Source organism: Streptomyces sp. NPDC053750 (genome assembly GCF_044544295.1).
Classification (GTDB): Bacteria; Actinomycetota; Actinomycetes; order Streptomycetales; family Streptomycetaceae; genus Streptomyces.
This window is the reverse complement of the sequence record NZ_JBITXB010000002.1, coordinates 283,503-296,622: the sequence shown is the minus strand read 5'-3', so window position 1 is coordinate 296,622 and position 13,120 is coordinate 283,503. Positions and strand designations below refer to the sequence as shown.

General features: G+C 73.1%; 14 protein-coding genes. 6 read left to right on the top strand and 8 right to left on the bottom strand.

Annotated features, from left to right (window positions below):
• Positions 1–26: 26 nt before the first annotated feature.
• From ACIGO6_RS06735 to ACIGO6_RS06725, 3 genes are all read right to left on the bottom strand, one after another.
• Positions 27–1,517: an MFS transporter gene (locus tag ACIGO6_RS06735; protein ID WP_399872277.1), complete on the bottom strand. Its 1,491-nt coding sequence runs from the start codon at positions 1,515–1,517 to the stop codon at positions 27–29.
• 109 nt (positions 1,518–1,626) lie between these two features.
• Entirely contained in the window at positions 1,627–2,112 is a 486-nt protein-coding gene (locus ACIGO6_RS06730; protein ID WP_399872274.1) for a MarR family winged helix-turn-helix transcriptional regulator, read from the bottom strand.
• Positions 2,113–2,186: 74 nt separating this feature from the next.
• Positions 2,187–3,152 (bottom strand): pirin family protein, encoded by a 966-nt coding sequence (locus ACIGO6_RS06725; protein WP_399872271.1) that lies wholly within the window; start codon positions 3,150–3,152, stop codon positions 2,187–2,189.
• Positions 3,153–3,263: 111 nt separating this feature from the next.
• Between ACIGO6_RS06725 and ACIGO6_RS06720 the strand changes: the two genes are divergently transcribed.
• Positions 3,264–3,620, top strand: a complete 357-nt coding sequence (locus tag ACIGO6_RS06720) for a tetratricopeptide repeat protein (RefSeq protein ID WP_399872269.1) — start codon at positions 3,264–3,266, stop codon at positions 3,618–3,620.
• 52 nt (positions 3,621–3,672) lie between these two features.
• On the opposite strand, the gene ACIGO6_RS06715 is transcribed toward ACIGO6_RS06720, so the two are convergent.
• Entirely contained in the window at positions 3,673–5,070 is a 1,398-nt protein-coding gene (locus ACIGO6_RS06715) for a PepSY-associated TM helix domain-containing protein (protein ID WP_399872266.1), read from the bottom strand.
• Between the two features lie 141 nt (positions 5,071–5,211).
• Between ACIGO6_RS06715 and ACIGO6_RS06710 the strand changes: the two genes are divergently transcribed.
• A complete protein-coding gene (locus tag ACIGO6_RS06710) occupies positions 5,212–5,868 on the top strand; it encodes a peptide deformylase (RefSeq protein WP_399872264.1) in 657 nt (218 codons plus the stop codon).
• Between the two features lie 103 nt (positions 5,869–5,971).
• Here the strand turns inward: ACIGO6_RS06710 and ACIGO6_RS06705 are convergent, their stop codons facing one another.
• Positions 5,972–7,408 (bottom strand): dihydrolipoyl dehydrogenase family protein, encoded by a 1,437-nt coding sequence (locus ACIGO6_RS06705; RefSeq protein ID WP_399872261.1) that lies wholly within the window; start codon positions 7,406–7,408, stop codon positions 5,972–5,974.
• A gap of 120 nt (positions 7,409–7,528) precedes the next feature.
• On the opposite strand from ACIGO6_RS06705, the gene trxA reads away from it, so the two are divergent.
• On the top strand, positions 7,529–7,927 hold the full coding sequence (trxA, locus tag ACIGO6_RS06700; protein ID WP_399872259.1) for a thioredoxin: 399 nt from the start codon (positions 7,529–7,531) through the stop codon (positions 7,925–7,927).
• An 8-nt stretch (positions 7,928–7,935) separates the two neighbouring features.
• Here trxA and ACIGO6_RS06695 read toward each other — a convergent pair whose 3' ends face one another.
• Together ACIGO6_RS06695 and ACIGO6_RS06690 are read right to left on the bottom strand one after the other, a co-directional pair.
• Positions 7,936–8,973 carry a LacI family DNA-binding transcriptional regulator gene (locus ACIGO6_RS06695; RefSeq protein WP_399872256.1) on the bottom strand — a complete coding sequence of 346 codons (1,038 nt, stop codon included), beginning with the start codon at positions 8,971–8,973 and terminating at the stop codon, positions 7,936–7,938.
• A gap of 77 nt (positions 8,974–9,050) precedes the next feature.
• Complete coding sequence (locus ACIGO6_RS06690; RefSeq protein WP_399872253.1) at positions 9,051–9,707, bottom strand: TetR/AcrR family transcriptional regulator; 657 nt, start codon at positions 9,705–9,707, stop codon at positions 9,051–9,053.
• A gap of 130 nt (positions 9,708–9,837) precedes the next feature.
• Between ACIGO6_RS06690 and ACIGO6_RS06685 the strand changes: the two genes are divergently transcribed.
• A complete protein-coding gene (locus ACIGO6_RS06685; RefSeq protein ID WP_399872251.1) occupies positions 9,838–10,401 on the top strand; it encodes an NAD(P)H-dependent oxidoreductase in 564 nt (187 codons plus the stop codon).
• 79 nt (positions 10,402–10,480) lie between these two features.
• On the opposite strand, the gene ACIGO6_RS06680 is transcribed toward ACIGO6_RS06685, so the two are convergent.
• Positions 10,481–11,386 carry a LysR family transcriptional regulator gene (locus tag ACIGO6_RS06680; protein WP_399872248.1) on the bottom strand — a complete coding sequence of 302 codons (906 nt, stop codon included), beginning with the start codon at positions 11,384–11,386 and terminating at the stop codon, positions 10,481–10,483.
• A gap of 155 nt (positions 11,387–11,541) precedes the next feature.
• On the opposite strand from ACIGO6_RS06680, the gene ACIGO6_RS06675 reads away from it, so the two are divergent.
• Together ACIGO6_RS06675 and ACIGO6_RS06670 are read left to right on the top strand one after the other, a co-directional pair.
• Complete coding sequence (locus tag ACIGO6_RS06675; protein ID WP_399872246.1) at positions 11,542–11,742, top strand: hypothetical protein; 201 nt, start codon at positions 11,542–11,544, stop codon at positions 11,740–11,742.
• A gap of 134 nt (positions 11,743–11,876) precedes the next feature.
• Entirely contained in the window at positions 11,877–13,091 is a 1,215-nt protein-coding gene (locus tag ACIGO6_RS06670; RefSeq protein ID WP_399872244.1) for a polysaccharide pyruvyl transferase family protein, read from the top strand.
• Positions 13,092–13,120 lie beyond the last annotated feature (29 nt).

The following is a 13,120-nucleotide window of genomic DNA, read 5'->3' as shown; positions in this document are numbered from 1 at the left end:
CGGTGCGGAGGGTCGGAGAGGGCGGGTCAGACAGCCGTGCTGTGGGTGAGTGCCGGCGCGTCGGCGGCCGGCTCGCGGACGCCCGGCCGCTCGGGGCGGCGCAGCATCGTGAAGGCGACGGCGAAGGCGACGACCAGGAGCCCCGCGCCCACGGCGAAGGCGAGCCGGTAGCCGCCGGTCAGTGCCTCGCCCGCCGACCTGCCCTCGGCCACGAGGGTCCCGGTGCGGGAGGCGGCCAGGGTGGACAGGACCGCTACGCCCAGCGCCATGCCGATCTGCTGGGTGGTGTTGAACAGCCCGGACGCGAGACCGGCGTCCTTCTCGTTCGCGCCGGACATGCCGAGCGTGGTCAGCGCCGGCAGCGCGAGGCCGAAGCCCGCGGCGAGCAGCATGACCGGGAGGAGGTCGACGGCATAACTCGCGTGCACGGGAAGGCGGGTGAGGAGGCCGAGGACGCCGACGAGGAGCACGATGCCCGCCAGCAGGACGTTGCGCTCACCGAAGCGGGCATTGAGGCGGGCGGAGACTCCCAGGGAGACGGCACCGATGACGGCTGCCGCCGGGAGCATCGCGAGGCCGGTCTCGGCGGCGCCGTATCCGAGCACCTTCTGGAGGTACAGGGCGACGAGGATCTGGAAGGAGAAGAGCGCGGCGACCATCAGGATCTGCACCAGGTTGGCGGCCAGGACGCTGCGCGAGCGGAAGATCCGCAGCGGCATCAGCGGGTTCCTCGCGGTGGCCTGCCGTACGACGAACGCGGCGAGCAGCACCGCGGCGAGAGCGCCGAAGCCGAGGCTGCGGCCCGAGTTCCAGCCGTACTCCTCGACCTTGACGACGGTGTAGATGCCGAGCATGAGACCCGCGGTCACCAGAACCGCCCCGAGGGCGTCCGCGCCCGCCTTGAGGCCGACACCGGCGTCACGGGGCAGGACACGTACGGCGATCACGAGTGCGGTGATGCCGATCGGCAGGTTGATGAGGAAGATCCAGTGCCAGTTGAGCGCGTCGGTGAGCACGCCGCCCAGGACCTGTCCGATGGACGCGCCCGCCGCGCCGGTGAAGCTGAAGACGGCGATGGCCCTGGCGCGCTCCCCCGGCTCGGTGAACAGCGTCACGAGGATGCCCAGGCTGACGGCCGACGCCATCGCGCTGCCGATTCCCTGGAGGAAGCGGGCGGCGATCAGCACGGCGGGCGAGATGGCCGCTCCGGCCAGCAGCGAGGCGGCGGTGAAGACGGCGGTGCCGGCCAGGAACATGCGCCTGCGGCCGATCAGGTCGCCGAGCCGGCCGGCCAGCAGGAGCAGGCTGCCGAACGCGATGAGGTAGGCGTTGACGACCCAGCTGAGCCCGACGGGGGTGAACCCGAGGTCGTTCTGGATGGCCGGCATGGCCACGGTCACGATGGAGCCGTCGAGGATGATCATCAGCATCCCGGTGGCGATGACTCCGAGGGCGAGGCGGCGTGAGCGCGGGGTGGGGGACGTGAGCGGGGACGCGGAGGCGGATGTGGCAAGCATGCGGTCTCTCCTGTCAGTTGGGCGACAGGAGAGACCGTAGCAGATGGTTTTGTTGCAGACTATTTTTTTCGGTCTTAGTTTGGGGCTGCCTCCCGCCCCGCCTCCGGGCCTACTTCGACTGGCGGGCCCGGCGGGCGGTGCGCGGGGCCTCGACCGGTGTCGCCAGAGCCCCCTCCACCAGGTGTTTCAGTGCCCTCAGAAGCACCTCCCGGTCCGCGCGGGGAAGCGCGGCCAGGGCCTCGCGATGGACGCGGTCGACGATCTCCTGGCTCCGCTCCGCGACGCGGGCACCCTCTTCGGTGACCGCGATGATCCGGGCCCGCCGGTCCGTACTGGAGGGGCGCCGCTCGGCCAGGCCCGCCTTCTCCAGGGCGTCCACCGTCACCACCATGGTCGTCTTGTCCATGTCCCCGATCTCGGCAAGCTGGATCTGGGTGCGCTCCTCCTCCAGGGCGTGAACGAGCACGCAGTGCATGCGGGCGGTCAGGCCGATCTCGGCGAGGGCGGCGGACATCTTGCTCCGCAGCACGTGACTGGTGTGGTCGAGGAGGAACGACAGGTCCGGTTCGGTACGCGTGGGAGTCATGGCGGTCATACCCGCCAGCGTAGGGCACATCGATCCGAGGTGGATTATCCGAAACAGACCTTAATGGACGGGCGGACCACCGGTCAGCGGACCCGTCCCCGAGGCTTCAGGGGCACCGCCGGCAACTTGGGAGCGGGCAGTGGAGCCCCGTCGTACCCCTGCACCTCACCGAATCGCGACCCCTCCATCCAGTCCCGCCGGGCCTGTTCGATCTCGTCCTGGGAGCGCCCGATCCAGTTCCAGAACATGATCAGCTCCTCCTCGAACGGCTCGCCGCCCAGCAGCATCAGGCTCGCGTCGGACGCGGCGCGCAGCGGCAGTTCGGCGCGGCCGCAGCCGAGGTAGAGCATCGAGCCGGGGAGCAGCGGCACGCCGTCGACGTGGGCCTCGCCGGACATGGACAGGACGGCGTACTCGAAGTCCGGCTCCAGCGGCAGGCGTACGTCCGTGCCCTGCGCGAGGGTCAGGTCGGCGCCGACGAGGGGGGTGTACGTCGTGCCCGGCGAGGTGGTGCCGTCGAGGGTGCCGAGGAGCAGGGTGGCGGTCAGGCCGGGGGCGGTGACGAGGGGCAGCTCGGCGTGGAACTCGAAGTGCGGGTCGGTGTGGCGGTGGGCGTCCGGGAGGGCGACCCACAGCTGCGCGCCGTGCAGGTAGCGGGCGTGCGAGCGGGGGCTCTCCTCGGAGTGGCTGATCGCACGGCCGGAGGTCATCAGGCCGAGCTGGCGTGGGCGGATCGTCTGCAGGCTGCCGGTGGAGTCGCGGTGCAGCACCTCGCCCTCGTGCAGCCAGCTGACCGTCTGCAGACCCATGTGCGGATGCGGCGGCACCTGCATGCCGGGCTCGTCGGCGATGTCGTCGGGGCCGTAGTGGTCGACGAAACACCAGGCGCCGACCATGCGCCGGCCCAGGTTGGGCAGCAGTCGGCGGACCTCGGTGGACTCACCGAGCTTGACGTGGCGGGGGCTGAGGAGTTCGCGTACGGGCTCCGCCACCACGAAGCCGCGGCCGCCGCACAGGGCGGGAACCGCCTCGCGATCAAGGTTGCTCATGGGGGCCAACCTAGACCCGGACGGCCCTTCGCGTCAGACCGTCTCCCGCCCGTCACACCTCGGAATGTTCCACCATGTGGCGTGGTTGCAGTGGGTCGAAGGAGGTCACGAGTGGAAACGACGTACTACGACCACGGAACGCCGGCGGAGCGCTGGGAGCGCGCGCAGATGTTCTTCGACGCCAAGGACTACGCCGCCGCGGCGCGTGTCCTGAGCGGGCTGGTCGGCGAGGTGCCCGAGCAGACCGGGCCGCGGCTGCTGCTGGCGCGTGCCTACTACCACTCGGCGCAACTGCGGCGAGCGGAGGCCGAGCTGCGCGTGATCGTCGAGCGTGATCCGGTGGAGCACTACGCGCGGCTGATGCTGGGCCGCACCCTGGAGCGGCAGGGGCGGCAGGCGGAGGCCGACGCGCAGCTGCGGATCGCCTCCGCCCTGGCGGGCGAGTTCGCCGGGGCCGCCGAGGTCTGAGCCGGGCGCCACACGGTGGGGGTGAGGGAGGTGATCTCTCACCCCCACCGCATCAGTACGTCCGCCTCCCCCGCCGGTGGGCGATCTCCCCGAGCACGACGTCGACGGCCACGAACGCGACCAGCGGGATGCCCAGCAGCGGCACGAAGTAGCCGAGGACGGCGACGGCGGCCAGCAGCGGGACGAAGAGCTGGGGTGGAATCTGCTGCCAGGCGCCGCGCGGGATCGGGCGGCCGAAGGCGGAGCCCCGGCCGCGCTGCCACCACATGCGGTAGCCCCAGACGATCAGCAGGATCAGGGCGAGTGCCAGCAGCATCAGGGCGATCTGGTTGGCCAGGCCGAACAGGCTGCCGGTGTGCAGGTCGATGCCCCAGCGGCTGAGCTTGGCGAGCACCGGGTAGTCGGCGAAGCGGAGCACCTCGGTGACCTCGCCCGTCGCCGGGTCCACGGCGACCGAGTCCTGCTTCTCGGGCCAGCTGCGCTGCACCTGCTTGACGACGTAGCCGGAGGACGCGTCGGCCGGCGGGACGATCTCCACGGGGTCGCCGAGGCCCTTGGAGCGCGCGGCGGCCAGGACCTTGTCGAGGCCGACCCCGTGTGCGGCGTCCCCGCCGGCGCCCGCCGCCGCGCCGTGGCCCGCGTGCTCGCCTCCCCCGGCGACCGCAGCGGACACCGACGGCGTGGTCTGGTCGAGCGCGACCCGCAGGTCCTCGATGTTCGCCCCGGCGTACGTCGACCAGGTCAGGCCGGTCGCCGAGAGGAAGACGAACCCGGCCGCGGCCCAGGCGCCGACCGTGCCGTGCAGGCCCAGGGTGCGGCGGCGGCCGCTGGTGCCGCGCAGCTTGCGCCGGGCCCGTCGGCGCGAGAACCACAGCACCAGGCCACCGCCCGCGATCACCCACAGCCAGCTGGCGGCGAACTCGCTGTACAGGCGCCCGGTTTCGCCCAGGTGCAGGTCCCGGTGGAATTCGTCGATCCAGGTGCGCAGCGGCAGAGCGCCGGTCGAGCCGTACTGTTCGAGAGAGCCCCGCACCTTCGCGGTGTACGGGTCGACGAACACCGCGAGCGTGTGGTCCGGGTCGACTCCCTCGACTCCGGACAGCAGCACCCTGGTGGTGGCGTCGGCCTCGGGTGAGGGGCGTACGGCCGAGACCGAGCCCTCGGGGTGGGCCTCGCGGGCGGCGGCGACCTGCTCGGAGATCGGCAGCTTCCGGTCGCCGACGGCGGGGACGGTCAGCTCGTGCGCGTAGACGATCTTCTCGGCCTGGAACGAGGCGGCGTAGAGCAGGCCGGTGGTCGCCGCGATCAGCAGGAACGGGGCCACGAACAGTCCGGCGTAGAAGTGCAGGCGCAGGACGAGGGGGCGCAGGGCGGACCGTTTCGCGGGGGTGGGTGGCGGGGCGGCGGGTCCTGGGGGCTCGTCGGTGGGGGTCGGGGAGGTGGTGGTCATCGGTGAGCGCTCCGGGGACGTCGTGGGGAACGGGTGGTCCCAGTGGTCGGAGCCGGAGGGCGCCGGGTTCCCGGGCGATTTTGTGTCGTGCGTCACATGTGCGGTGCCGGTGGCCGTCATGTGCCGTGGCATGCTGGCGCGATGGGAACTCCGAGTGAGCACGCGGACCTTGCCGAGCGGGTCGAGGAACTGCTCGCCGCCGACGGCCCGTTGCCGATCGTCTCAGCCGGTGATCCGGTGCTGCGGCGGCCGGCCGAACCCTTCGACGGGCAGTTGGCGCCGGCGCTGCTGGCGCGGTTCGTCGAGGCGCTGCGGGTCACCATGCGCGCGGCGCCGGGGGTCGGCCTCGCCGCGCCGCAGGTCGGGGTGGGGCTCCGGATCGCGGTGATCGAGGATCCGGCGCTGGTGCCGGACGAGGTGCGGGTGGCGCGCGGGCGGGTGCCGCAGCCGTTCCGGGTGCTGGTCGATCCGTCGTACGAGCCCGTCGGGCCCGCCCGGGCCGCGTTCTTCGAGGGGTGCCTGAGCGTGCCGGGGTGGCAGGCAGTGGTGGCGCGCCATGCGGAGGTGCGGTTGCGGGCGTGGGACGAGCAGGGGCGGGTGGTGGACGAGGTGTTCTCGGGGTGGCCGGCTCGGATCGTGCAGCACGAGACGGATCATCTTGACGGCACGTTGTATCTGGACCGGGCGGAGTTGCGGTCGTTGGCTTCGAACAGGGCGGTGGCCGAGTTCTGGGGGCAGCCTACGGTGGAGCGGGCGGCGGGGGCGCTGGGGTTCGGGCTGCCGGGCCCGGCGGTCTGACGCACCGCCGGGCTACCGGGGTGGGTGGGTGCGCAGCCCGGCGTTGCGGGGTGCCGCCGCGCCCACCCGTGCCGCCCCAGCGGCACGACTGCCCGCGGCTACGTCAGTTGTCCCGGTAGGCCTCCAGTAGGCGGAGCCATGCCTCGCTGATGGTGGGGTACGACGGGACCGCGTGCCACAGGCGGCTGAGGGGGACCCGGCCGGCGACGGCGACGGTCGCGGAGTGGAGCATCTCGCCGACGCCGGGGCCGACGAAGGTGACGCCGCGGACGATTTCCTCCTCCAGGTCGACGACCATGCGCGCGCGGCCCTTGTAGCCGTCGCCGTACAGACTCGCGCCGGCCACCGTCGCGAGGTCGACGTCGACGGCGCGGACGCGGTGCCCGGCCTGTTCGGCCTCGGCCAGCGACAGGCCGACGGAGGCCGCCTCGGGGTCGGTGAACACCACCTGCGGGACGGCCTCGTGGTCGGCGGTCGCGGCGTGCGCGCCCCAGGGGCCGGACTCCAGGACCGGCACCCCGGAGGCTCGGGCGGCGATGGCGGCGCCCGCGATGCGTGCCTGGTACTTGCCCTGGTGGGTGAGCAGGGCACGGTGGTTGACGTCGCCGACGGCGTAGAGCCAGTCGTGGCCGTCCACCCGGAGGCTGTCGTCGACCGGGAGCCAGGAGCCCGGTTCCAGTCCGACGGTCTCCAGGCCGATGTCGCCGGTGCGGGGGGCGCGGCCGGTGGCGAAGAGGATCTCGTCGGCCTCGAAGCGGTCGCCGGTGTCGGTGACGGCGACGACGGTGCCGCCCTTGCGGGTCACGGACTCGACGGACGTTCCGGTGCGGATGTCGACGCCGGCCTCGGTGAGCGCCTCCGCGACCAGCTCACCGGCGAACGGCTCCATGCGGGCCAGCAGTCCGGCGTTGCCGCGCACCAGGAGCGTCACCCGGGAGCCGAGGGCCTGCCAGGCCGTGGCCATCTCGACGGCGACCACCCCGCCGCCGACCACGAGCAGCCGCCCGGGCACGCTCTCGGCGCTGGTGGCCTCGCGGCTGGTCCAGGGACGCACCTCGGCGAGCCCGGGCAGGCCGGGCAGGGCGGCGGCGCTGCCGGTGCAGACGGCGACGGCGTGCCGGGCGGTCAGGACGCGGCGGGTGCCGTCGGGCGCGGTCACCTCCACCGTGCGCGGCCCGGCGAGCCGCCCCTGACCGCGGTACAGGTCGGCCCCGATGCCCTCCACCCACTGGACCTGGCCGTCGTCCTTCCAGTGGGAGGTGTACTCGTCGCGGCGGGCGAGGACGGCCTCGGCATCGAGGGGGTCCTGCACCAGCCGGCGGACACCGGGCAGGCGACGGGCGTCCGCGCGGGCGAGGACCGGGCGCAGCAGGGCCTTGCTGGGCATGCACGCCCAGTAGGAGCATTCGCCGCCGACCAGTTCGCTCTCCACGATCGCCGTGGACAGCCCGGCCGCGCGGGTGCGGTCGGCGACGTTCTCCCCCACGGGGCCCGCGCCGATCACCACGACGTCGTACGCGATGGAATCCGATTGCGTCATGGGGCCAGTCTGGTGGGTGGTGTGCGGCGTGGCCACATGGGTACGTGCGCGGAATACCCACCAGGTCGGCCGTGTTGTGCCGACGGCTTCGCCCCCGAACCCAGGAAGAGGGATCACGCCATGAGCAGCACCGTGGAGCTCACCAAGGAGAACTTCGACCAGACGGTCACGGACAACGAGTTCGTCCTGATCGACTTCTGGGCGGCGTGGTGCGGCCCCTGCCGGCAGTTCGCCCCGGTCTACGAGAAGGCGGCCGAGGCCAATCCCGACCTGGTGTTCGGCAAGGTGGACACGGAGGCGCAGCCCGAGCTGGCGCAGGCCTTCGGTATCCAGTCGATTCCGACGTTGATGATCGTGCGGGACCAGGTGGCGGTGTTCTCCCAGCCGGGCGCGCTGCCCGAGGAGGCCCTGACCGACGTCATCGGGCAGGCCCGGAAGCTGGACATGGACGAGGTCCGCAAGGCGGTCGCCGAGCAGCAGGCGCAGGCGGGTGGCCAGGCCGGGCAGAACGGCCGGTAGGAGCCCGGTCAGCTCGACTCGCGGTGCACCACCGTCGCGCCCAGCACCTTGTGCCGCTCGGGCGCGGCGCCCGGGTCGTGGACCGCGCGGTCGACGAGGGCGGCCAGGTCGCGCCCGGAGGGCAGCTCCAGGTGGACCGTGCTCAGCCGGGGCCTCAGCAGGCGGCCCAGCATCAGGTCGTCGGCGCCGATCACGGCCGCGTCCCCGGGAATGGCGAGGCCCTCGTCCTGGAGGGCCCGCATCAGCAGCATCGCGTACTCGTCGTTGTACGCGTACACCGCGTCGAGACCGAGGGACTTCCAGCGGGCGGCGAGCCGGGCGGCGTCCCGCTCCTCGTAGGCGAGGGGCAGCGGTGTGACGGTGGCGTCGGTGCCGTGCACGGCGCGGCGGGCGCCTTCGAGGCGTGGTGCCGAGAAGAGCTCGAGGCCCTCCTCCGCGGGGACGACGACGCCGATCCTGCGGCGTCCGCGGTCGTGGAGGTGGCGGGCGGCGCTGTGTCCGACGGCCTCGTGGTCCATGAGCAGGGCGTGCGCACCGTCGACGGCCGCGGGGCCGAGGGTGACGACCGCCCGGGCACCGGAGCGTTTGAGGACCTCGACGCCCTGCGGGCCGAGGTCGAAGCCGGGCACCAGGACGGCGACGGGGCGCAGCTCGGCCCAGGCGCGGGCGGCGTCGTCGCCGTGCAGGCCCACCGTGCCGTACTGCACGACGGTGTAGTCGAGGCGGCCCAGGGCGGCCTGGAGTTCGCTGAGGAAGCGGCTGTAGAGCGGGCCGGCCGGGAAGGACGGCGCGGGCATCAGGACGGTGCGGCTGTGCCCGGCGCGCAGGGAGCGGGCCGCGGCGTGCGGGACGTATCCGAGCTCCCGGGCGGCTTCGTGGACGCGGCGGCGGGTGGGTTCGCTGATCCGGACGGCGCTGGTGTTGTTGAGGACGTAGGAAACGGTCGCGCGCGAGACGCCGGCCAGTCGGGCCACATCGGCGCTCGTGGGGACGGAGCGCGGTGCGGAGGTGGACGCGGGCTCGGGCGTATTCGGTATCTGCACCATGACGTACGGCATCTTGGCAGAAGCCTGATGCGGGGCGGCGGGCGGGGGAACGTCGTCGGAACGGACCGGACCGGACGCTAGGTGCGGGTCACCCGCGCGACCAGGTCCAGCCAGCCCGCCTCCAGGCGCGCCGGGGACACTCCGCACTGTTCGGTGAGGTGGTGGATCAGGGCGGCGTCGAGGTACGCCATCAGCGTGTGGGAGAGGAGCTCGCCGTCCGCGTCCGGGACCGCCTGTCGCAGCAGCAGGGCGACGTGGCCGCGCAGGAAGCGGCGCGGGGCGGAGGTGTAGCGGCGTTCCGCGCTCGGCTCGGCGGCCAGTTGCAGGTCCAGTTCGTCGATGCTGCGGCGCAGCGCCGCGCAGCCGAAGGCGCGCAGCCGCTCGACGGGCGGCGCTCCCGGCCCCAGGGGCGGCGGGCCGCCGAGGAGGGCGGCCTGGAACTTCTTCTCGGAGTGGTCGAGGAGGGCCATGAGCAGGCCGGTGCGGTCGCCGAAGCGGCGGAAGACCGTGCCCTTGCCCACCGAGGCCGCCGCGGCCACCGCCTCCATCGTGACGCCGGCCGCGCCGTGCTCGGCGACCAGCCGCGCGGCGGCCTCCAGCAGTCGGGCGCGGTTGCGCGCGGCGTCGGCGCGCAGGCAGGGCTCGTCCTCCTCGGTCCTCGTACCGAGTCGCAGCAACTCGGGCGGGCCGGGGGTCTCCTGGGGCTTCGGGAAGGGCGGCAGGGCGGCGGACATGAAGCCAGCGTAAAGCACCGGGAAGAAAACTGGACCGCGGTCCGTTTGAGGTGTTAGAAATTAAACGGACCTCGGTCCGGATCGTTACGGCCGTGTTTCAGCGGCGCCCGTTCCAGCAGTGGGAGTAGTCATGTCTGTCCGCATTCTTGCCCTCGTCGGCAGCCTTCGCGCCGGTTCGCACAACCGCCAGCTCGCCGAGGCGGCCGCCAAGTTCGCGCCGGAGGGCGCCGAGGTGCAGCTGTTCGAGGGGCTGGCAGACATCCCCTTCTACAACGAGGACATCGACGTCGAGGGCAGCGTCCCGGCCGCCGCCGTGAAGCTGCGGGAGGCCGCCCAGGCCGCCGACGCGTTCCTGTACTTCTCGCCCGAGTACAACGGCACCATCCCGGCCGTCCTGAAGAACGCCATCGACTGGCTGTCCCGTCCGTACGGCGCCGGTGCCCTCTCCGGCAAGCCCGCCGCCGTCGTCGGCACCGCCTTCGGCCAGTACGGCGGCGTGTGGGCGCAGGACGACACGCGCAAGGCCGTGGGCATCGCCGGCGGCAAGGTGATCGAGGACATCAAGCTGTCCATCCCCGGTTCGGTGACCCGCTTCGCCGAGACCCACCCGGCGGACGACGCCGAGGTCGCGGCCCAGCTGACCGAGGTCGTCACCCGGCTGCACGGCCACGCCGACGAGGCCGTCGCCGCCTGACCGGCGCCACCTTTCGTACGGGACCGGGGCTCGCGTGAGCTCCGGTCCCGACGTGCGTGCGTCGGGCCACCGCCGTCTGTCAGGACACCGCCGTCGCGGCCAGTGAGCGCAGTTCCTCCAGCGCGGCCGCGACCGCCGGACGCCGGTGACCGCCGCGACGTGTGCAGGTCAGCAGCTTGCGGTGCGGCCGGCCCGCGCAGGACACCCGGACGACCGGCAGCTCGGGAGGCACCCGGGCGAGCCGGGGGATCAGCGCGACGCCGAGCCCGTGGGCGACCAGGTGGGCGGTGACGTTCCAGTCCAGCGCGTGGTGGACCACGTCGGGGGTGAAGCCGGCGGCTCCGCACGCCGACATCACGTGCGTGCGGCAGGGGGTCTCCGGTACGGGGGCGATCCACGGCTCGTGCGCCGCGTCGGCGAGGTCGGCCCCGTCCCGGCCGGCCAGGGGGTGGTCCTCCGGGACGACCAGGTCGAACGGGTCGTCCAGCAGCGGGCGCTGGTCGAAGCGCGCGTCGGCCGCCGGCGGGTTGCGCGGCGTCGCCTCCACCACCGCCAGATCGCTCTCCCCCTCGAAGAGCAGGTCGAAGTTCTCCGCGACGCCCGTCTCCCGGATCCGCAAGGACAGCCGCGGATGCCGCTCGCGCAGCCGCGCGGCCATGGGGGCGAGCAGCACGGAGACGGCCGTCGAGAACCCCGTCACCCGCAGCGGCCCGGCGGGCACGCCCTCCCCCGCGCGCAGATCGAGTTCGGCCTCTTCCCAGCGGGCCTGGATGGCGTCGGCGTGCCCGAGCAGGCTCTCGGCGGCGGGCGTGAGCCGTACCCCGCGGCCCTGCGGTTCCAGCAGGTCGACGCCCAGCTCGCGGGCGAGCTGCCGGATCTGCTGCGAGGCGGCGGACGGGGTGAAGTGGAGGGCGTGTGCCGCCGCGGTGACCGTGCCGTAGTGGGAGACGGCCCTGAGGACGTGCAGCCTGCGCAGGTCAATCATGAAGTCCACGCTTCACGCCGAGGTCCGTAAAGTCAACCTGGACGTGAACGGACATCGGGCCGCACCCTGTCAGTGTCGTGACGGTCGATCAATCCCCCCGCACGACAAACACGCACGACAACCACGCACAGCACCCCGACGCCCGAGGAGTCTTCATGCCCAGCACGACCGGTCTCGTCTGCCCGCACTGCGGCTGGCCCGACGCTGCCGAGCCCTTCCAGGTCGTGTCCACGCACGCCACCGGCGCGGGCGGCACGGTGTGGACCCGGTGCGCCTGCGGTTCGCTGCAGGTCCGCGTCGTCGACGACCGGGGCACGCGCGTCGTCTCCCGCGGCCGGCCCGCACCGGCCCCGTGACCGGCCCCACAACCGGGCTCCATAGACGTGCGCCAGGGTGTTTCCGCCGGGCGGCGCAGGCAACCCGGCATCGTGCGCGGCCTGCGCGCCGAGGCCGGCGGACCGGCCGACTCCGACGTGACGGGAGCCCCCGGATGACCACTGCCCCCTCACCTCCGCACCCCGCCCGGCCGGGCCCGCGCATCGGCGTGCTCGGCTCGTACGGCGGCTTCAACACCGGCGACGAGGCCATCCTGACCTGCGTCCTGAGCTGTCTGCGCGCCCAGCGGCCCGACGCGCACCTCGTCGTCCTGAGCCGCAACGCGGAGCACACCCGCATCCATCACGGCGAGGCCGACGAGGTGGTGCCCTGGGAGGGCGTCAGCCGCAACCACGTCCTCGACGTGCTGCCCGGTCTGGATCTGCTGGTGCTGGGCGGCGGCGGCATCCTCTACAACGGCGAGGCCCGGCGCTATCTGCGGCTGGTGCGCGCGGCGCAGACCCGTGGCGTGCCGACCTTCGCGTACGCCGTCGGCGCCGGGCCGCTGACGGACGCCGAGGACCGGGACGCGGTGCGCACGGTCCTGGCCGACATGGACGACGTCGTGGTCCGGGACGAGGAGTCCCGGCTGGTACTGGAGGAGGTCGGTCTGGAACGCGAGGTCACGGTCACCGCCGACCCGGCCCTGCTGCTGGCCCCCGAACCCTTCACCGAGGCCATGATGCGCGACGAGGGCATCCCCTCCGGCGCCCGGCTGGTGGGGATGTCGGTGCGCGAGCCGGGCCGGGCCGCCGAGAAGCTGGACGAGGGCGACTACCACGCGCTGCTCGCCGACGTCGCGGACTTCCTGGTCCGGCGGCTGGACGCGCACGTGGTGTTCCTGCCGATGGAGCGGCACGACGTACGGCACGCGCACGCCGTGCTCTCCCACATGACCGCGCCGGACAAGGGCCGGATCCTGCACGGCGAGTACAGCCCGGGGCAGGTCCTCGGGTTCATGCGCCATCTGGACGTGGCCGTCGGCATGCGGCTGCACTTCGTGATCTTCGCGGCGCTCACGGGAGTACCGGTGCTGCCGCTGCCCTACTCCGGCAAGGTCTTCGACTTCGCGCGCCGGCTGGGCGCCCCGGCGCTGGTGGGCGTGGCGCGGGAGCAGGCCGGGCTGCTGCTGGCGGAGGTGGACCGGATGTGGGACGAGTACCCGCAGCGCCGGGAGGACCTGCGGTCCCGGATGCGGGAGCTGTCCGCGGCGGCCGGGGAGACCTGCGCGCGCTGCGGGTGTCTGCTCGACAAGATCGACGCCGGTCCGCGGACCCGCGCGGCGGCGCACGAGACGTACGCCGCCGAGCCGCGCCCGTTGCACGCCTGACCCCTGGGCACGCCTGACCGAAGAGGAGA

Coding starts and splice junctions, on each gene's coding strand:
- ACIGO6_RS06735 (WP_399872277.1), bottom strand. CDS start 1,517: ATGCTTGCCACATCCGCCTCCGCGTCCCCGCTCACGTCCCCCACCCCG.
- ACIGO6_RS06705 (WP_399872261.1), bottom strand. CDS start 7,408: ATGACGCAATCGGATTCCATCGCGTACGACGTCGTGGTGATCGGCGCG.
- ACIGO6_RS06670 (WP_399872244.1), top strand. CDS start 11,877: ATGACCACTGCCCCCTCACCTCCGCACCCCGCCCGGCCGGGCCCGCGC.
- ACIGO6_RS06680 (WP_399872248.1), bottom strand. CDS start 11,386: ATGATTGACCTGCGCAGGCTGCACGTCCTCAGGGCCGTCTCCCACTAC.
- ACIGO6_RS06725 (WP_399872271.1), bottom strand. CDS start 3,152: ATGAGCAACCTTGATCGCGAGGCGGTTCCCGCCCTGTGCGGCGGCCGC.
- ACIGO6_RS06690 (WP_399872253.1), bottom strand. CDS start 9,707: ATGTCCGCCGCCCTGCCGCCCTTCCCGAAGCCCCAGGAGACCCCCGGC.
- ACIGO6_RS06715 (WP_399872266.1), bottom strand. CDS start 5,070: ATGACCACCACCTCCCCGACCCCCACCGACGAGCCCCCAGGACCCGCC.
- ACIGO6_RS06675 (WP_399872246.1), top strand. CDS start 11,542: ATGCCCAGCACGACCGGTCTCGTCTGCCCGCACTGCGGCTGGCCCGAC.
- ACIGO6_RS06730 (WP_399872274.1), bottom strand. CDS start 2,112: ATGACCGCCATGACTCCCACGCGTACCGAACCGGACCTGTCGTTCCTC.
- trxA (WP_399872259.1), top strand. CDS start 7,529: ATGAGCAGCACCGTGGAGCTCACCAAGGAGAACTTCGACCAGACGGTC.
- ACIGO6_RS06710 (WP_399872264.1), top strand. CDS start 5,212: ATGGGAACTCCGAGTGAGCACGCGGACCTTGCCGAGCGGGTCGAGGAA.
- ACIGO6_RS06695 (WP_399872256.1), bottom strand. CDS start 8,973: ATGGTGCAGATACCGAATACGCCCGAGCCCGCGTCCACCTCCGCACCG.
- ACIGO6_RS06685 (WP_399872251.1), top strand. CDS start 9,838: ATGTCTGTCCGCATTCTTGCCCTCGTCGGCAGCCTTCGCGCCGGTTCG.